The sequence below is a fragment of the Streptomyces kanamyceticus genome, assembly GCF_008704495.1.
In the GTDB taxonomy this organism is placed as follows: Bacteria; Actinomycetota; Actinomycetes; order Streptomycetales; family Streptomycetaceae; genus Streptomyces; species Streptomyces kanamyceticus.
Genome location: NZ_CP023699.1, coordinates 9370347 through 9389453, shown reverse-complemented (window position 1 = coordinate 9389453; position 19107 = coordinate 9370347). Strand labels below are relative to the sequence as shown.

General features: G+C 66.9%; 9 protein-coding genes. 2 read left to right on the top strand and 7 right to left on the bottom strand.

The annotated features are described in order from the left end of the window. Nucleotides 1–3892 precede the first annotated feature (3892 nt). Genes cas6e through CP970_RS40545 form a run of 5 tightly spaced genes read right to left on the bottom strand, consistent with a single transcriptional unit; the run spans nt 3893 to nt 8856 of the window. Nucleotides 3893–4612: a type I-E CRISPR-associated protein Cas6/Cse3/CasE gene (gene cas6e, locus CP970_RS40565; RefSeq protein WP_224058982.1), complete on the bottom strand. Its 720-nt coding sequence runs from the start codon at nt 4610–4612 to the stop codon at nt 3893–3895. Continuing rightward, the gene (cas5e, locus tag CP970_RS40560) at nt 4609–5457 is read right to left on the bottom strand and encodes a type I-E CRISPR-associated protein Cas5/CasD (protein WP_055553060.1); all 849 of its coding nucleotides are present in this window, start codon (nt 5455–5457) and stop codon (nt 4609–4611) included. The genes cas6e and cas5e overlap by 4 nt, the downstream gene beginning before the upstream one ends. Further along, on the bottom strand, nt 5454–6803 hold the full coding sequence (locus CP970_RS40555; protein ID WP_055553061.1) for a type I-E CRISPR-associated protein Cas7/Cse4/CasC: 1350 nt from the start codon (nt 6801–6803) through the stop codon (nt 5454–5456). Before CP970_RS40555 ends, cas5e begins: the two co-directional genes overlap by 4 nt. Beyond that, nucleotides 6800–7393, bottom strand: coding sequence for a type I-E CRISPR-associated protein Cse2/CasB (gene casB / locus CP970_RS40550; RefSeq protein WP_079043857.1), 594 nt, complete (start codon nt 7391–7393; stop codon nt 6800–6802). Before casB ends, CP970_RS40555 begins: the two co-directional genes overlap by 4 nt. Next, complete coding sequence (locus CP970_RS40545; RefSeq protein WP_398656664.1) at nt 7390–8856, bottom strand: type I-E CRISPR-associated protein Cse1/CasA; 1467 nt, start codon at nt 8854–8856, stop codon at nt 7390–7392. The genes casB and CP970_RS40545 overlap by 4 nt, the downstream gene beginning before the upstream one ends. 196 nt (nt 8857–9052) lie before the next feature. Here CP970_RS40545 and CP970_RS40540 point away from each other — a divergent pair, with 196 nt between their 5' ends. Then, complete coding sequence (locus tag CP970_RS40540; RefSeq protein WP_055553062.1) at nt 9053–9919, top strand: HD domain-containing protein; 867 nt, start codon at nt 9053–9055, stop codon at nt 9917–9919. Between the two features lie 137 nt (nt 9920–10056). On the opposite strand, the gene CP970_RS40535 is transcribed toward CP970_RS40540, so the two are convergent. Both CP970_RS40535 and CP970_RS40530 read right to left on the bottom strand, forming a co-directional pair. After that, a complete protein-coding gene (locus CP970_RS40535; RefSeq protein ID WP_055553064.1) occupies nt 10057–14511 on the bottom strand; it encodes an AAA family ATPase in 4455 nt (1484 codons plus the stop codon). A gap of 38 nt (nt 14512–14549) precedes the next feature. Further along, the gene (locus tag CP970_RS40530; protein WP_063806196.1) at nt 14550–15413 is read right to left on the bottom strand and encodes an alpha/beta hydrolase family protein; all 864 of its coding nucleotides are present in this window, start codon (nt 15411–15413) and stop codon (nt 14550–14552) included. 2454 nt (nt 15414–17867) lie between these two features. Between CP970_RS40530 and CP970_RS40520 the strand changes: the two genes are divergently transcribed. After that, a complete protein-coding gene (locus CP970_RS40520; protein WP_107099142.1) occupies nt 17868–19070 on the top strand; it encodes an IS110 family RNA-guided transposase in 1203 nt (400 codons plus the stop codon). Nucleotides 19071–19107: the final 37 nt, after the last annotated feature.

Sequence of the window (19107 nt, the reverse complement as noted above, 5' to 3'; positions counted from 1 at the left end):
GGATCTCGGCTTCGGTCCGCTCCTTCGGTAGCGAGCCATGCTAATGACCGACGGCAGCGGATCCCTCTCCTCCGGGGCGCTGTCGGAGGCAGCCGAAATGACGGCCAGTGGAGACTATGAACTGCAGGCACTTGCGGGGCCGCCAGTGTGATGCGGCGTACCGGTTGCGACGACGAACCTTCGAGAATCCTGAAGTCACCTGCCGCGCATCATGACCTTCTGCTCACCATGCACCTGTGTACGCGGCCCAGGCGATGACGACTTCTCCATCCCCGTGTGTGCGGGCAGCCGACCCACGTAGCAAGGGTGCGGGCGAGGTCGGGTCCACCCCTGAGGGCGCGGGGAGCGGCTTGCGGGAGTTCTTCAGCAGCCGTTGGAACAGGGAACATCCCCCGCAGGTGCGGGGAACAGTTGTCGGTCCGCTCGTCCCACCAGTTGACCTCGGGAACATCCCCGCGGGCGCGGGGAGCAGCGGGTCGTGGAGAAGCCCTCGGTGTCGTCGTTGGGAACATCCCTGCGGGCACGGGGAGCATGCACGGATCACGTCGTACAGCTTGTGTCCGTGGGGTCCATCCCCGCGTGCGCCGGGAGCAACCCCGGGTGCGGCGTACCGAGAGGTCGAGCTCGGGATCATCCACGCGGGCGCGGGGAGCAGCCAACTCCAGAGCGAGAGCACTTCATTGCCTGTGATCCATCTCCGCATGCGCGGAGAGCGTAGGTACTCAACGGGGGTGACGTTCTCCTCAATGGATCCATCCCCGCGGGTACGGGGAGCAGCGGCATCGGGCGAGTTCGTCGGCGAGCATGGTGGGTCCATCCCCGCGGGTGCGGGGAGCAGGACGCGACCGCCACGCTCACCCAGACCTTCCGGGGTCCATCCCCGCGGGCGCGGGGAGCAGAGTGCAGCGTATCGAGTGGATCCAACGACTCATGTTCCGGAGGCTCGTGCACCCTCTGCCGCCCCCTCCCTCGAACCGACATCCGAGACGGCGACTTTCGCACCTGACTCCCCGTAACTGCGGGGATGCCCCCTCCAGACTGTCCATGGAAAACGCCTCGCCCTTGTGCTCCCCGCACCCGCGGGGAGCGGCGCACGGTGACCGCCTACCTCGACGGCACCGCGGGTCCATCCCGCGGGCGCGGGGAGCAGCCCGGCCCCGCATCCCGTCGTGCTCGTGTGCCGGGTCCATCCCCGCGGGCGCGGGGAGTAGTTGCGGCCCCCGGCAAAGTCCTCCCCGGTCTTGGGGCCATCCCCGCGTACACGGGGAGCAGTTGCGCTCCCGGGCGCGGGGAGCAGGCCAGCGCCGGGCCGTCCACGTCCTCAAGGTCGGGTCCATCCCCGCGTGCGCGGGAGCAGTTGGACACCAGGTTGTTCCAGAGCTTGTCGTCGGGGCCATCCCCGCGTATGCGGGGAGCAGGGCAACCGGGTCTCGTCGTGAGTGCGCGAGAAGGACCATCCCCGCGGGTGCGGGGAGCAGGTCGGCGAGGCGTTCTCCACGGACAGCCTGGAGGGTCCATCCCCGCAGGTGCGGGGAGCAGAGCAGCAGTTCCCTGGCGACCTTGGCCAGGTCGGGTCCATCTCCGCGTGCGCGGGGAGCAGGACGCGCTGCCGATTGCGTACCCGGCGACGGCGGATCCATCCCCGCGGGCGCGGGGAGCAGACCGTGGGCCGGTCTGTGGAGACTGCCTGGGCGGGGCCATCCCTGCATGCGTGGAGAGCAGTCGCCCCATCAACCAGCCACGCCCCGATGGGAGGTCCATCCCTGCGTGCGCGGAGAGCAGCCGGTACGACTTCTTCACCAGCTCCCCGAGCCGAGAACATCCCCGTGGGCGCGGGGAGCAGCGCAGAGGGCAACTCGCACACAGATCCGAATGCGGGCTGTCCCCCGCGTGTGCGGGGAGCAGATGCCGGTGTACGGATGGGGCCAGGCTCCGCCGGATCCATCCCCCCGCGCCTGGGAAGCAGTTCCCTGATAGCCGAGGACGAGCTGAACCTCGGGCCCATCCCCGCGGGCGCAGGGAGCAGTCGCGGTCCGGCTTGACCGGACGCATGTTGTCAGGTCCATCCCCGCGGGCGCGGGGAAGCAGTTGTGCACGGTGCGCGGGTCCGCGTGCATCGAGGGTCCATCCCTGCAGGTGTGGGGAGCAGCCAACGGTCGCATCCGGCACGGTGGCACACCAGGGTCCATCCCCGCAGGGCGGGGAGCAGTCAGCGTCGGCGAGCTCCTGACAGCGGCGCCCGGGAACATCCTCCCGGGCATGGGGAGCAGAGCAGGTGGGCAGCGAGCCGGGGCGGGACCGCGGGTCCATCCCTGCGGGTGCAGGGAGCAGTGCGCGCATGGCGTCGTCGAGCTGCCGGTGACAGGGCCATCCCCGCGGCGCGGGAAGCAGGCCCGACCCATGGCGAAGTGGTGGAAGTTCGGGGGTCCATCCCCGCGTGCGCGGGGAATAGGTGCGCGCCGAACTCGATGTTGCGAGGTCATCCCCGCTTGTGCGGGGAAGCAGACCCGGCGCAGGATCTTCACGCCGACACCGTTGGGGTCATCCCCGCGAGTGCGGGGAGCAGTGCGCGCTCACCGCCCTCGTCGCGGTGGTCTCGGGGTCACCCCCGCGTGCGCGGGGGAGCAGTCACCGTTCTTTACATCAGAGATCGTCGTCTTGGATCCATCCCCGCAGGTGCGGGGAGCAGTTCGGTCGCGCGGCGCGGGCCACGACGGTGGCGGGGTCATCCCTGCATGCGCGGAGAACAGGGGGACGTCCAGTCGATCACCTGGCGGCAGATGGGGTCATCCCCCGCGCATACAGGGGAGCAGGCTGGATCTCGGTCATGGTGGGTCTCCTTCTCGGCGTCATGCCCGCGTGCGCGGGGAGCAGGGCATGTGAATGACCTGCATGGCCGCCTCGTCGGGTCCATCCCCGCGGGTGCGGGGAGCAGCGCATCCGGATTTGGGCGAGCTTCGCGTTGTGGGGTCATCCCTGCGTGCGCGGGGAGCAGCGTTTCGCACGAAACACCGCGTCAGCGAGCGGGGGGTCATCCCCGCGTACGCGGGGAGCAGATGAGCGCCTGGAGCAGCAGTCCCACCCCCTTGGGGCCATCCCCCCCCGGGTACGGGGAGCAGGCCTTCGGGTTCCTCCTGCACATCCCGGTGCAGGAGCCATCCCCGCGGGTGCGGGGAGCAGGCTCCGATGCCGCCCGCTGCGGCTCCCGTCGTGGGTCCATCCCCGCGAGCGCGGAGAGCAGTTGGTCGGGTTGCCGCCGCTCCACTTCAGAACGGGTCCATCCCCACGGGTGCGGGGGGGGGAGCAGCGAAGCTTCGGGACGGTGTCGACGGCGAGCGCGGGTCCATCCCCACGGGTGTTGGGAGCAGACGCGGCGCAGCGGCATCCGCTTCCCGCAAGCGGGAACATCCCCCGGATACGGGGAGCAGCGCCTGGAGCAGCTCAAGATGGAGGAGGGCTAGGGAACGTCCCCGCGGGTGCGGGGAGCAAGGGCCGAAGAGCGCACGGTCCAGGTCGGCCTCGGGTCCATCCCCACGGGCACGAGGAGCAGCGGCCCGACTTCAGGACCTCGTCGGCCAGCTCGGGTCCATCACTGCGTGCGCCGGGAGCAGCCGATCCCTTCCGAGAACCGCGGAGCCGGTTGCCCATCCCCGCATACGCGGGGAACCGTCGATGTTGTTCTCCAACGGCTTGTTACCCATCCCACGCGTTCAGGCAGCAGGACAGTCCGCTCAACGTCATCGACTTTGTGTTGGGAACATGCTCACCCGTATTGGACAGCCCGAACTGCTGTCTCGACACCGTCACCCAAAACCTCCGTGCGCCAGGGCACAGACGCTCTCCGCTGAAGGAAGCGGAGAGCGTACCTGAGCTAGCTCGTGTGTCGCTGCCCTCATCGAGTCAGTAGGAGGCCGCAGCCGTACGCACGAGCATGGCCGATACCCCGAGTCATCGCGTCGACTAGGGCTGCGGGGTCGGTGACTGTGAGCACGCCGCGGATCTCCGCACGGGCGATTCGCAGGCCTTGGTGAGGGCCAGGGCTGCTCACCGTGGGGAGCATACGGATGTTCAGGTTTGCTGGGTCTGCGGTGGCACCGATGCGAACGACGCCATCAGGGGCGGTGCGTGACTGGCTTTCGGGTTGGAGACGGCGGGCGAACCACTTCTTGACGTGGTCGGGACGGGTGTGGGCGGCGCGGCGGCCGCGCCCACGTTCGGCAGTAGGCAGTCCGGTTGGGCGGCTATAGGTGGGGTTGACAACCGTGCGAAAGGTCAGAGTGTCTCCGGTCCGAAGGGTGCGGTCGACCGTGATGATGCGCGGCTTGTCGGTGAGCGCGGAGCGCGGGATATTCGTCCAGTCCCCTGGAACCTGGGACTGGACGACCAAGACGAGTGCACCGGCTTTCAAGTCGACGGACCAAGTGGAAAGCACGCCCATCTGGGCGCGAGCGTCGGCGTCGCCGTCCTCAGCCCAGCCTCGGAAGCCACTCATGACCGTGCGGTGCATGTCATGGGCGTCGATGAGGGACTTGGCTGCGTAGGGGTGGCGGGCATCGAGGGTGAGGACGCTGTGGGTGGCGACGAAGCGGGCTGCGGCGGCGGTCGTGGTCACGGAATGATGTCCCATTTGGTGGCAGTCTCAGCGATGGCGATGCGAGTGCGGGTCTCCCAGCGAGTGGTGTGGGCGCGACGGTCCACGTCGAAGGTGACCGGCTGGTCCTGCACTTGTGTCGCTGCTGCGGTGCCTGGTGCTGCTTCGATCCAGGCCCAGGGGCGGGTTCGCGGGCGTTTCTCGCCCCCCTGGAAGGGGAGTAGGGCTGTCGACCGGAAAGCTTCTTCGATGGTCCCGGTGCGTAGGGGGCCAGCCAGAGTTCCAGATGGGGGACAGGATTTGCGCCCCAGCCACAGCAGGCGCTTGGGGCTCTCCAGAGCACTGGCGATGCTCTCGAGGAAGGCACGGTCCGGGTGTTGCAGAGCGGCGACGAACGCCGCGTCCGAGAGGTACCAGCGTTCCGTGATGAGGGCTTTTCGTGCGAGCTCCGCCGAGACCAGAGCACCCGATGCGGAGTCGGAGACGATGTACTTCGGGACTCCGTACCAGTGGGCGAGTTCATGATGCCCAAAGGATGGTTCGTCGGCGCTCGCGAGGTTCGCGGAGAGTGCTGCGGCCCGTCGAGGGTCGGTGATGATGTCTCGCGGTCGGAGGGGGTAAGTGCCCGCACCGACCGTGTGGTAGTCACGCACGGGGGTGCCGGGCTGGTCAGCCCGGACTCCGAAACGAATAGCAGCGAGTTCGCCGAGATCGTCACCTCGATCGCGTCCGAGGGCTGCCGCACACAGGCCGATCACCCCAGACTTCGTCGGGCGACTGTGGGTGTCGCGGCGGGAGAAGCGGGATACCACCCCCCAGGACTGCAAAGGGGCGGCGAGCCGGACGAGCAGGACGTGCGCTGTCACGAGGTCAGACCATCGACGGAGTCCACGTCCTTGATCCCGAGCTCTTGGAGGACCGCGTGGATGGTGGGGTCGTAGGTGAGGATGCGGCCAGCGGAGATGTCGGTGCGCCGTTGACGGACGAAGTTGTGGTGAGCGAGAAGGCGCCGTACAGCGAGCTCCCCGGCGGGGCCTCCTTCGGCAACTTCGTCGATGGGCCTTTGAAAGGCGGCCGCGTAGTTGAAGGGGCGATCCCCGTCGAAGGAGAGGACAAGGGCGGGCAGCGACCCAGTGGAGGCGGTGGAATTCTTCTTGGCCTGCGGGAAGGCGTCGACGAACGCGCTGACGAACTCCGCCTCGGCTGCGACAGCGGCGGACTCGGTGTCCTGGTCGGACATGCCTGCGGCGCGGAGGTTGCCCCGCAGTTTGCGACGGTCGAGAACCGCGTGGCGATAGAAGGTGCCGGAGATGAGCGACTGGTAGCCGGTCATACCGGCGCCTGCGTCGTCGGCGGCTTCCAGGAAATCCAGAGCGTTACTCTTCCGGTCGAGCTTGGCGTCGTCGGCTGCCGCGTAGAAGTCGTCAGTGTGCTCGGCTTCGTGGACGGTGAATGCATGGCTGCTCTGGATGGCCCCGTCAACGTTCGGGGAGTCCGCGATCTCGGCCAGGAAGCGACCGTACAGCGCGATATCAATGGCGTCGCGCGGCGCGAGCGCGGTCAGTACGGCATCCCGCGTCGTCTTGGGTAGGGGAGGCATCTTGCTCGCCACGCCTGCCGTATCAGTCTCGGTGTCAGCTGGGGTCGCGCCCGCCTCCTGTTCCTCCTGTTTCTTGTTCTTTCGGCTGTTCCTTGCCGGCTTGGCTGCTGCAGCCTGTGCCAGCGGGATGTACTCGGCCGCCCACGCACCCACCGTCTCGCGTTGGGCGTGGACATGTGCGGCGATGCGCTCACCGGCATCGGACGGAGCGAAGAGCAGCACTTTTGTCAGGTTTGCCACGGTCTTCTTTGCCGGGTCGCCGAACTTCAGGCCGGTCGCCTGCAGCACGGCACGTGCCGTCTGGACGGCCTCCTCTTGCTCCCAACCATGGCTAGCCTCAAGGGCGCGGGCTGTGATGAGCGCCCACTCCCGGGTGCGGACGCCCATGGTGTGCCCAGCCAGGGGGCCCTGATGGGCGTTGGCCCGGTCGCGCGAGTGCACCCGCTCGGCGCGACGGCGAGCCTGACTGGTGATCATGTGGCGTTCGGCTCCGCCGTAGACGATGGACTTGGGAGCGCCGTTCTCATCCCGGACCGGCAGGACAGCGACGAGTGTCTCCAGTAGGTGGAGAGAGAGGAACTGGTGCCCGGTCACGGCAGGATGGGTGCTCACGTCGCGTTGCCCTTCGTCATGGTCGTTTCGGTGGTCTTCTTGCTCTTCGCGGTCTTCGGCGGCGCATGGAAGTCGACGGCCCAGCGGTAGCCGATACGCGCCTCGCGGTCATTCCAGCGGGCCAGATCGTCGGCGAGCCGGGCCCAAGAGGGGGGCGGCTCGCCGCAGGAACGGAGCCGGACGATGGCGTGCTGGAGATGGCGCAGGGGAGGACGCCGACTGGCGACAATCCGGTCCATCAGCCGACTTGCTCCGGGGTCATCGGGCCCACGTCCAATGCTGTTGCCGATGCGGCGGGTGGCAGTACCCAGGCTCCCGTACCCTTTGGACGCTTCAGCGGCACCTTGGTGGTAGAGCGCGAAAAGGAAGGCGACCTGCTCGAAGACTTCGCGACGCCGGGGATCGAACCAACCCGCCTGGATGTGCGCGTTCTTGCTGACGTTCGGACGGCGCAGTTCGGCCAGCTTGCCCCAGTCACGGCTCCGAACCAGGCTGAGGAGCCAGTCCGTCAGATGCTCGCTGGGGGTAGGATCGCGGCGGGGTTCGACTCCGGCGGCAGTTCCGGTTTTCCCATCTGTGGTGCCGGTCATGCTCGGCCCTCCGTCAGTTCGTCTGGGGCTGCAGGCTTGGTGAGGTCTCTCTCCAGACACCGAATGGCTTCCGCCCGGGCTCTGAATCCCCGGGAGTTGGCGGGCAGCGAGTCAAGGCGGTTCCGTAGAAACCCTTTGGCTCCTGCGGCGACGATGTGCGCGTATTCCACGAGTGCCTCGTGCACCTGGTCCTCGTCTTCAGCTGCTGCCGTCTCCTCCAGCAGAACGTGGAATGGCTCCTGCGCGTGGGCCCAGTGCTCCGGCTGTGCGTCGAACCGGGCGATCTGAGCCGCCTTGTCGGCTGGCTTCGGATTGGGATACGTCACGGTCCAGGCAACGTAAGCGGCTTTCGACAGACTCGCGGCGATGTACTCAGCGATCACGGATCCTCGTTTGGCCGCGTACCGCAGTTCGCTCTCGCGGCCGGGTATGAAAGGGAAGGTGTCCGACACCCAGGTGACGGCTGTGGTCTGCTTGGCGAGGAGTCCGACGGCCCAGAGATTCAGGCGAAGGCTGGGGAGTCTGGCAAGACGGTCATAGAGGTCGCGGCCGTGATCACGGTCGGCGACAGCGGCATAGAGAGCGTGCGCCTCGCGCCACAGAGCGCGGGACGCAGAGGGCCGCAGTGGCTTCGCCGCTTCGCTGGTCGTGGTGGCGTAGACCGCGTCCTGCATGTGGTGGTGGGGCAGCGGCTCCAGCAATTCGCCGGCGGCAAGGAGGACACGGTCGACCGCAGGCTGCCCTTCCCTGGTGATTGCAGGGCGCATGAGGATGGAGCGTCCGAGGATGGTGTGCAGGTCCGCCGGTCCGTCGATCTGTCGCCCGCGTGGTTTCGTCACGAATCCGCGGCGGGGCTCGGGGGCCACTGTCCAGGTGCGGTTGAAGCGACCGGGCGCTTGTTCGGTCGGCACCAGGTTGAGTCGCAGAGTGTCGCCGAGGGTCTCTCCAAGCGCGATGACGCGAATTCGTCCGGCTAAGCGCCCCAGGGCCAGGTTGGTGAGAGCGTCCCCGAGGGTCTTCTTGCCCGAAATGCGGGCACGGCCGCTGGGGCCGTAGGCGTGCTGCGTGAGCATGGCCCGGAATGCGGCGTCTGCGGCAAGCGGTGTCGGGTGTTCGAGGTGGTGGTGGTCGAAGAATTGGTTGTAGTCGCCTACGTGCTCGATCACCAGTTGGGCGGGGCCTGCACCATGCTCGTTCAAGTAGGGGGCAAGGAGTGCGTTCTGGCCTAGGGGTTCAGTGGGGTGGAAGAGGTCCCAGTGTTCGTCAGGTCGCTCCTGCAGCCAGTTGGCAGCTTCGGTAAGGGGGACCCGCCTATGGATCCAGTCCAGCCAGTCTTCGACGGTGGCCGGATAGGCGTCAGCCGCATAGCAGATGGCCAGCAGGTACTCCAGCAGCGCCACGGTCTCTCCCGGCGTCGCCGCTGAGATGGCGAGCAACTCGTCCGCGTGGTGCAGGGCATGCACCAGAGAGACGGGGGCGTGTTCCCCGGCCGATGTCAGTGCAGGCAGGCATGCGTCTCGCCGGGGGTCCCATCGGGGCCGCACAGCTGCGCTGGGAGATGGTTGCGTTTCGGACAGTGGCACCGCTTTGCCCTTCAGTCTCCACAGTTGTCTGCTGGGATGAGGCTGGACCGTAGCACGCTGAATGAGGGCGGCACACATGAACACGGAAACCCCAACTACCCATGCCTATACGTGGTGTTGGGGGACTTTTGATCTCTCCGGCCTCTCGGTTCAGCGGGGCGGCGCGGCCTGGAATCCGCTTGTCTGCGAGTTGGTCGGCAGCAGCGCCGTCATGCTCGAACTGTGGGACCGGGTGCTGCGGGACGAGCAGCAAGACGATCTCACCGAAGGCTTCGGACTCCAGGACAGGCAGAGCGCCCGCCTCCTGTCGGCGTTTCTGGCAGGGGTGAGCCGCCTCGGCAACGCCAGCCCTGCGCACATGGATTCTCTTGGCCAGGGACAGTGCCACTCCCCCGCCATCGAGGAAGCACACAAGGTGTGGCGGCAGCAAGCATGGGAGGCTGGGCTGCCGCTGTCCTCGACTCCCGGCCGTATCCGCCACGCCAATCCGGAGCACATCACCGCAGCGGTACTGCCGCGTCTCATCGGCTGCGACTGCGCGGGATTCGTTGACGGCGAGCAATGCCGCAACCGCGCACACCGTGGGCTCTACATGGCGGCATACGCACTCAACAGGCACGGCGGGAATGTCCTACATGCCGACACTGTGGCCGAGGCATACCGGGCCACTGGAGGAACCGCGTGGGACACAGTACGGGGCGATCTAGTGAAGGCCGTCGCGCAGTACGTCGGAGTCAACCCCTGGAGCCTGCCTGAAATGACCCAACAGGTACGTCCCGTGGCTCTGTCGGGTTTGAGTCGGCTGGTGGCCCAAAGCAACAAGCTCTCGCTCGGTAACGCAAGTTCAGGCTTCGCATCGCCGCTCGACTCATACGACGTGTGGTCAGACAGAGTACGGCTGCAAGCGAGCGAAGCGGTCACGCAGGTACGGGTGTCCGGATAACGGGCTACAGAAACCCGTCCGTCCCCGCAAGTGCGGGGCTGATCCCTCTCCCCAGTCCCCACAAGGGCCATCCCCGCGCTTACGGAGCGGAGCTACGACTGAGCGAACCGCAGCGTAGTGGGCTGAGCCCCGACTGACTACCCCGTGATCTCCCGCACCGTAATCGGCTGCTCGCCCAGTTGTGGCAGATGTACCGTCACCGCGGCAGTTCCTGCAGGGCCACCGAACGCGATCACGGGGTTGATGGTTCCCGGGATACTGCCAGGCGGCAGAACACACAGTGAGTGAACAGCGGCTCCGGTGACCAGGCGCAGCACTTCCTCGCCCCTGTTCAAGTCCCAGAGCCGAACGGTGGTGTCGTGAGCGCCAGCACTGACGAGCAACGAGTGCCCGCGGGGGCGCTGGAGCACCGCAAGGGCGGAGACCGGCCCATCATGTCCGAAAAGCTTCGAGAACACCTCATGGTCCGGTGAGGCGGGCGACCAGCTCCGGATGGCACCATCGGCCCCTCCAGTAATCAGAAGCGGATCCTCACCTGTGTCACCGGGGTAAACGGCGAGCGCGTTCACAGCGCCGGCCCAGTCCGGAAGCTCCGCGTGCGGATCCTCCAATGGACGGCACAGCCGTACAGCCTCCCCAGCTGCGACGGCGAGGACGGTGCCCGTTGTGAGAGGCAGAGCGGCGAGCGCATGGACAGGGCCGTCGTCGTCGGCGCTTAGGGGGGCGTGTAGTGCCCCCAGCCCCGCTCCAGTCGCAAGGTCGCAATACACAACAACCCCATCGCTCATCCCGGTTGCCAGGACGGCTCTCTGCCCGTCCTGGAAGGTGGCGAACGTTGCCGCACGCGCCTGCGCTGTGGACCAGCCGTCCGTTAGGTACCAAGTACCGTTCCAACAACCGACGGCGCCATCCGGCAGTCCCACGGCAACAGTCACCGACCCGTCCGGCCAGGAATGCGCGGCGAGAGCGGTCGCAGGGCCCGAGACGGGCGAGTCGGGCAGCTCGGTCGACCACACCGTGTCGCCGGTGTCGGCAGACACCGCCCTGATTGCGTGCCCCGGTCCGCGGGACAGCAGCCTGGCAGGGCCCGAGGCTGCGGGCCATACCGCGAGCAAGGTTCCGGTGACCGGCCGGGCCGATACCGCTCGCCGGGCCCACACCTCAGGGTTCCAGACCCGGACGGACCGATCCAGCGAGCCGGAGATCACCACGGGGACATCCCCGCGGCCGGCTACCACACCAAGTCCCGTCACCGTCTTGGTGTGATCGGCGGGGAACCGGCAGAATTCCTCTCCCGTGCCGGGGTTCCAGAGCTGCACAGATCCGTCATCACGGCCGCCGATCGCAAGCAGGGTGCCTAGCTCTGGATGCTGGTACCGCGCTATTACGGCGACAGACCGGCGGATCGGGAGGCGACGCTGCTCCTGACCGGTCAGCGCGTCCCACACCCGGACTCTCCCCGAGGAACCTGTGGCCACTGTAAGCCTGGGCCGTCCCTCCGCGCCTCCGAACAGAGTGAGTGCGCTGATGTCCTCTCCCAGATCCGCGGTGGTGATGACCACGTCGAGGGACTCGGTATCGAGAACATCTACCGTGTCGGACCTCCCCACTGCCAGCAGAGTCCGCTGCGACTCCATGGTGAGGACGGACAGAGCCCTCACCGATTGCGCTCGCGCTGCGTCCCCCGTATGTACAGTCTGCGTTGTCCCGGCGAGCGGGTTGCACACGATGAGGCCGCTGGTGGTGCCGATCGCCAGCTGCGCGGCATCCCCTTCGCCGGGCAATGCGGCCAGCGCCGAAACCTCATCGGTCACTGGCAGCTGCGTGACGGCAGCGGTCTGCGGGTCGCACATCCATGCGCCGTCTTCGCAGCCGACGGCCAGCCAGGGCTCGCCGTATGGGCCCGGTAATGCAGCCAACGCGCGCACGCGGGAATCGCTCGGCCCTTTGACTGCACGTCCGACCATCTTGCCCGTCGACGGATCCCACACTGCGACTTGGCCTCGGGCATCGCCGACTGCGACCAGTGAAGTCCCGTCTGCTGTGGTGAAGGAGCTTAGAGCGTGGATAGCGGCCGGTGCGTGGGCCAGCACATTGCCCGGCACAGCAAGGTCCTTCCACCGCGGCACCAGACGCCCGGCAGACGGTCTGCCAGCTGCAATCTCCGGGCCTGGCGCGGGGACGGATTCACCCGATCCGAAGGCGGAGAAGACCAGGCTGTCTGCACGGCCGTCAAGCGGGGCATCTGCCAGGAAGGGCTCGATGCACGTCCAGGCGTACAAGTGCGAGGTGTCCGGCGCGTGCTCCGACAGCAGCCCGAGGATGCCACGCACGTTCGCATGCGTGTCCCAGGGCAGGAAAGTATCGGGGATTACACCATCGTTGAGCACACCTCCGGCACCAGCGTGTTGGACCAGATGACGGCGCAAATACGGATGCGGTGGTTGATCCTTGCCCTCCAATAGAACGCTGAAGGCAAGAGCCAGCTGCTTGTGGGCCAGGCCTGCCCCTGCGGTCTGTTCGCCAGGCGCAGCACCACGTCCCCTCTCACGGCCCAGGAACGTGCGCGGTGCGTGCCGGAGTGTCTCGCTGACGCGTTCGTGGATGGGCCGGTAAACCGTCCTGCCATCCTCGACGCTGGTCGTGAGATAGCCCATCAGGCGGCTCTCAAGTACCTGCCGGATCAGTGCACCCGGAGCTCGGCCTGGTTCTGGAGACAAGGCCCTGACTGCTGTCGGCCAGATGTCGGCCCATGGCAGACCCGCTCCTTGCCCGAACGCTGTGGCCCGCAATACGTCCAGCAGCTGACCGGCCCTCATACCGGTCTGCTGCGCCACCGAATCCAGATCCTGTCCCAGGAGTAGTTCCGTACCTTGCCGTAGGCTGTTCCGCCAGTCAGAGTCATCGGGGTCGGGCAGCACGTCGCGCGCATGGAGTTGCTGAACTGCAATACGGGCGTCCAAGAACGAGGGCGCCACATCCTCTGCAATCGCGCCCGCGAGTTCACGCAGCCGCATGGCGTCAAGCCCAGCCGACGCACCGTCAGAGACGGGGAACAGCGACTCCAGCAGCGTGCTCACATATCCGGCAACGTCTTGCCTGCTATCGCCGTCGGTCCGGACAACATCACCGGCGTCTATCGACCGGATCAAGAGGCTCAGGAGGTCGGACGGCTGAGCTCGCGGAGAATGCGACCCACTGGCAGTGCCGTCTGGGGCACTACGAATCCCCAGAAGCAGGCGCACAGCGGGCTTCTCGTCATCCGTGTACAAGCCAGCCAGCGGGCGCAGCAGATCCGTAATGACCCTGGCGGGATTCTTCGCCTCGTCGATGCCATCGACGACTACCGTCAGCGGCACATTCCTCTGCCGGGCTGCATCCAGTACGTACTCAAGCAGGGCATCGAGAACGTCACCACCCCAACTCGCGGATGCTGGCTGACCGTTCAGCAGGCCGAACAACCTCGCGGCCAGCTCAGCGGCATCCGCATTACGGGCAAGGACCGCGGCATCGACGGCCCCCTCAGGTACGAGAAACTCCTCAGGAATGGCGTCGACGAACGGGCCATAGGTTGCATCCGCGCGGAACCTCGGGTCGCTGAGCGTCACGACGCGGGCCAAGAGAGCAGACTTCCCGGACCCTGCCTGCCCGGTGACGATGAGTGCCCCTTCTTCCCCCACCAGAAACTCGACCATGCGTCGCACGAGAGCGGTACGGCCAGTGAAATGCCACCCCGGTTCGGCGTGATCCAGCTGGCCCGTGGCACGAGAGACCCAGTATGTGTCCAGCTCAGCACGGGAGAAGGCCACGTCACCACGTGACGCCTCCACCAGCGGGGCAACCGGTCTGTACCCGGGATTGGGTAGGCACGGGCTCGGCTGCTGATGGTCCCTATTGGCCCGGGTACCCAGCTCGGGCCAGATGGTCTGAACATTGGCCATGAGCGCCTCGTCGAAAACGTGCGCCATGTAAGCGAAGAAGTCTTGGAAACTCAGGTGAGGAAGCGCATACCCGGTGGATTCGTTCATGCAATGCGAGTGAACGGCACTCAGGGCGGCCGCGAACTCTCCCAGGCGCGGTGTATCGCCCCGGTTGGCGGACGTGAGCACCACCAGCGAGCTCAGCTTACTGCGCTCCAAGCTCAGTGCCTTGAGTCTTTGGACCAGGTCATCACGGAGCACACCCGAGAAGCAGGAATCAACCATCACAAGAACGTGGCTGGCGCGGGAGTCCAGAACCGCCGTGATCAACTCAGCGGTCTGGAAGGCCGTTCCCAGCACGCGATCTGCGTCGGAATCTGGCAGCAGCAGAAAATGATGCCCGGAACCACGGCTCTCCCCGTGCCCTGTGATGTAAACGACCAGGGCCTCATCGTCATCGGCATCCTCCAACGCATGCTCATCCAGAAACCGCCGCAGGTGACGGACGCTCCGGAGCTCCTTCGGCTGCACGGGAGTGAAACGGCGCTGCTCGTCGAGACGTTCGTCAGCCCACCATCCCTCGACGACCTTCACCTGGGCGGCGATACCGCTCTTGAAAGCGACCTGCTCGGCAGGTGTGCCATAGTCGTAGTCCGAGATCGCGATCTCCACAAGTCGCCTCCGGAACGTCCCGGGAGCGACCGCCTGACTCACTGCTCCGTATCCGCGATAGCGCGGGCGACTGGGACGGTACGCAGATACCGCAGCGCACTGTGGGGATCACCGATGCCGTTGTCGACCTCGGAATCGACGACCTCGGGGGCAGCGTTCAAACCACCTCCGCCGGTGATGAAATCACTCGGGTCGAAAACATTGACCCATCGAGTTCCGCTGGGCAACTTCAAGGCTTCGCCCTCGGTCATGCCCAGGCCGCGACGTACCGACGGAATCCCCAAAGGTGAACCACACGTCACCAGTGTGCGCACGCCGGCCAACTGAGAAAGCGGAGTTTGCCCACGACTAAGCAGGTCGTAGGCGATCACGCTGCCCAGCGAATGCCCCAAGACAACAGAAGTCGCCGCACCAAAGGAATCAGCCACCAAACCCCGAACCTGATCGGCAAGATCCGGCTCATACAGGTAGTACCGCACCTCACGCATCGCCTTGACGAAGAGCGCGCCACCGCCACGAGAGAAACGCCGGTCGTACGCCATTACCAAACGCGTCAACCGAGACGGCCACAACTGCGGAAGTCCCAACGTCTGCACCGATAGCTCCTGACTACGGGCAACATCGTCCGGACCGAGGATCTCCTCTAGCGCCCCAGAAGCAAACTCGGCTTCCTCCTCACTCAATGGCACAGCAGCATCGAACGGGTCGTCCCCAGCCCCCAGCCGATCGGCACCACGGGCCAGCAGCGAGGACCAGTGAGGCACGTCCAAAACAGGCCCGCAGTCATGCAGTTCCCCCACACCGTCGAGACCGCGATGGATCGCCTTGCGCCATTCCCCAGTCAGCCGCGACTGCGACATCTTGGCCTGCCAAATCCCGTGAATCCCCACAATGTGCACCATGTGCGCATCGCCCCCGGCTATCGCCCCACCATGTCAGACAACGAGACTAATGCGAGCCCACGCCACGACGGCGAACTCTGCCGTTTTGCTCCTCCAGCCCTCAGGCCACTACGCCTCCGGCAGTCTGTCGTCACCAGGACTGGACCACGTAACCATCGCCGTAGGTGCAGGGAACACTGCGGTTCCAGTCCACGGCCCGTCCCGCAAGCGCAGGGAGGGTCCCCTCACCGACGGCCAGCAGCCCTCAAGGTTCTGCGCGCTCCCGGCACCCGCGCGAGTGGCCCAATGCCCCGACCGAAACCTCGAACAACGGCAGGAACTCCCTACGTCGGGAACATCTCCTTGAATGCAGTGCGACGCAGATCGGCTCCTGCAGCTCCGCTACATGCCAGGATGTTCCCGAACTTCGTTACAAAGCTGCCCTGTTGTTCCGCTACTCCCCCGCACACCCACGGATGCTCCCGACGCGGCGGCTAGGATCCAGCACGTGGCGGGCCGTTCCCCGCGCACACCGAGACAGTGTCTTCGACCGGCTCGTCCTGGCCGACGTGAACATCTACTCCCCGCGCCTGCGGGGATGTTCCCGGCTGCCGGGCGTGCGGATCCCGATACAGAACGCGCTCCCCGCACCTGCGGGGATGTACCCTACGGCTGCTTCGGCACCCCCCTCACGGCACTGTGCTCCCCGCACCCACGGGGATGTTCCCATCTCGTGTGCCATGACCACGGACTTCACCCTCTGCCCCCGCACCTGCGGGGATGTACCCAACGTCGTCCCGCTGCCGCGCCTCGGTGCTAGGCGCTCCCCGCGCCTGCGGGGATGTTCCCGCGCACCGCGTGGCGATCCTGGAGCACGGCAACTGCTCCCCGCACCCGAGGTAATGTTCCCGCGAAGGTGCCGACGAGCAGCCCCAGCGCGTGCTGCTCCCCGCGCCCGCGGGGATGTTCCCATCGGTTTCACTCCCCCGGAACCGTCCAGCGCGTGCTCCCCGCACCTGCGGGGATGTTCCCCGTCCCTCGCCGTTCGGGCCGTTGGCCTCATAGTGCTCCACGCACCCGCGAGGATGGTCCCGCCGCGCAGGACAGGAGGCGTTCGGGCATGGCGTGCTCCCCGCACCCGCGGGGATGTTCCCGGGCATATCTGGGTGGGCACAGTCGAGATCACGTACTCCCCGCACCAGCGGGGATGTTCCCGCGTCGAGCTGGGCGGCCGGGGCCTGTTCTATGCGCTTCCCGCACCCGCGGGGATGTTCCTTACGCGTTCGACCACACCGACGAGATGGCTGACTGCTCCCCGAGCCCTCGGGGGATGTTCCCATCAGATGGCATGGTCTCGCCTCTCTCTGAACCTGCTCCCCTCACCTGCGGGGGTGTTCCCATCGGTGCCGCAACGGGTCCGGCCCGTCTGATGTGCTCCCCGCACCCGCGGGGATGTTCCCGGCGGAACGATCACGGAACTGGACATGATTCTGTGTGCTCCCCGTGCCTGCGGGGATGTTCCCGACATCACCCGCGCCGAGTACGCGCTCCGCCTGTGCTCGTTCCCCCTGCCTGCGAGATCCCCGAGCCGGACCCGCCGTGCTCCCCGCACCCACGGGGATGGGCCCCACACCCTGATCGCTGGCGCGACGGACAACGGTTGCTCCCCACACCCGCGAGGATGTTCCCTCCGCCTACCTGACGTGCAACATGGTCGTGGAGCACTCCCCGCACCCGCGGGGATGATCCCGTCCAGACCCGGTACGCACCGCTACACCAGGCCTGCTCCCCGCACCCGCGGGGATGTTCCCGACATCGGCCTGTTGGGCAACACCACCCAGCTGTGCTCCCCGCGCCCGCGGGGATGTTCCCTCCGCGTAGTCCGTGGTCCCGTCGGATCGGTGGTGCTCCCACACCCGCGGGGATGTTCCCACCTGCTCGGGGTAAGGCGAGAGCAAGGCCTCGTGCTCCCCGCACCTGCGGGGATGTTCCCCGCTACTGCAATGCCGAACGCCGCCGATTCGCGTACTCCCCGCACCCGCGAGGATGTTCCCGTGACCTACCACCTGTCCGAGCAGGCTCACATGTGCTCCCCGCGCCCGTGGGGATGTTCCCGCCACCGGCGTCCCCAGCGGCGTGCACCACCCGTGCTCCCCGCACCCGCGGGGATGTCCCAGCTTCACGTACTCCTTGGGTTCCTTGTCCGAGTGCTCCCCGCACCCGCGGGATGTCCCCCCCCATTACCGTTCTCGTAGTCCCGCAACGGGACTACCGGCCTTCGGAGTTGGCATGACTACCTCCCCTTGTCGAGTGCATGGCCCGGGGGGTGGTGTCACCGGCTCCGAAGGCACTGACAGACCGCTGATTAGAGGCATGACCACCGGCCTTTCCCCAGGTCGGGAGGCTCTTCGTAATGTGGATGTGGCGATCAGTGCCGTGGCGAGGCCGGGTGAACAGCACCGAAGGAACCACGACGTGATCGACATCAGCGACATCGACGTCTTCCTCGGCCTGGACGTCGGCAAGGGCGAACACCACGCCACCGCTGTCACATCGGCCGGGAAGAAGGCCCTCGACAAACGCCTGCCCAACAGCGAACCCAAGCTCCGCGAGGTCTTCACGAAACTCCAGGCCAAGCACGGCATCGTGCTTGTGGTCGTCGACCAGCCGGCCTCCATCGGAGCCCTGCCGCTGGCCGTTGCCCGAGCCGTCGGCTGCCAGGTCGCCTATCTGCCCGGACTGACGATGCGGCGGATCGCCGACCTCTATCCGGGCGAAGCCAAGACCGATGCCCGCGACGCGTTCATCATCGCCGACGCCGCCAGGGCGATGCCGCACACGCTTCGCTCCATCGAGCTGGACGACGAGACCGTCGCCGAGCTGGAGATGCTCGTCGGGTTCGACGACGACCTGGTCGCTGAGGCCAACCGGCTCTCCAACCGGCTCCGCGGCCTGTTCACGCAGGTCCACCCGCACCTGGAGCGGGTGCTCGGCCCGCGCATGCAGCACCCGGCCGTCCTGGTCCTGCTGGAGAGGTTGGGCTCGCCCGCCCAGATCCGCCAGACCGGACGCCGCAAGGTCACCCACCTGCTGCGGCCCAAGGCTCCGCGGATGGCGGCCCGTCTGACCGAGGACGTCTTCACCGCGCTCGACGAACAGACCGTCGTCGTCCCGGGCACCGAGGCGGCCGCACTGATCGTTCCCAGCCTCGCCCGGTCCCTGACCGCCGTGCTCGACCAGCGCCGTCTGCTGGAGAAACGACTCGACGAGCTGCTGGAGACACACCCTCTTTCCCAGGTCCTGACGTCGATGCCCGGCGTCGGCGTCAGGACCGCGGCCCGCCTCCTCATCGACGTCGGCGACGGCACCAGGTTCCCCTCAGCCGCCCACCTCGCCGCCTATGCGGGACTCGCGCCGACGACCCGCAGCTCGGGCTCCTCGATCCGCGGCGAACAGCAGTCCAGGAGAGGGAACAAGCAGCTCAAGCGGGCTTTCTTCCTCTCCGCGTTCGCCGCCCTGTCCGATCCCGCCTCCCGCACCTACTACGACAAGAAGATCAAGGAAGGCAAGCATCACACCCAGGCCCTCCTCTGCCTCGCCCGACGCCGAGCCGACGTGCTCTTCGCGATGCTCCGCGACGGGACCTTCTACCAACCACCAACCCCCGTTGCCCCTTGACCGAAGTCATAGAGGCACCCCCCCGGATCGTAGGCTC

Excerpts from the sequence above, each read along its gene's own strand:
- CP970_RS40530 (WP_063806196.1), bottom strand. The coding sequence starts at position 15,413 with ATGGTGCACATTGTGGGGATTCACGGGATTTGGCAGGCCAAGATGTCG.
- CP970_RS40540 (WP_055553062.1), top strand. The coding sequence starts at position 9,053 with ATGAACACGGAAACCCCAACTACCCATGCCTATACGTGGTGTTGGGGG.
- casB (WP_079043857.1), bottom strand. The coding sequence starts at position 7,393 with ATGACCGGCACCACAGATGGGAAAACCGGAACTGCCGCCGGAGTCGAA.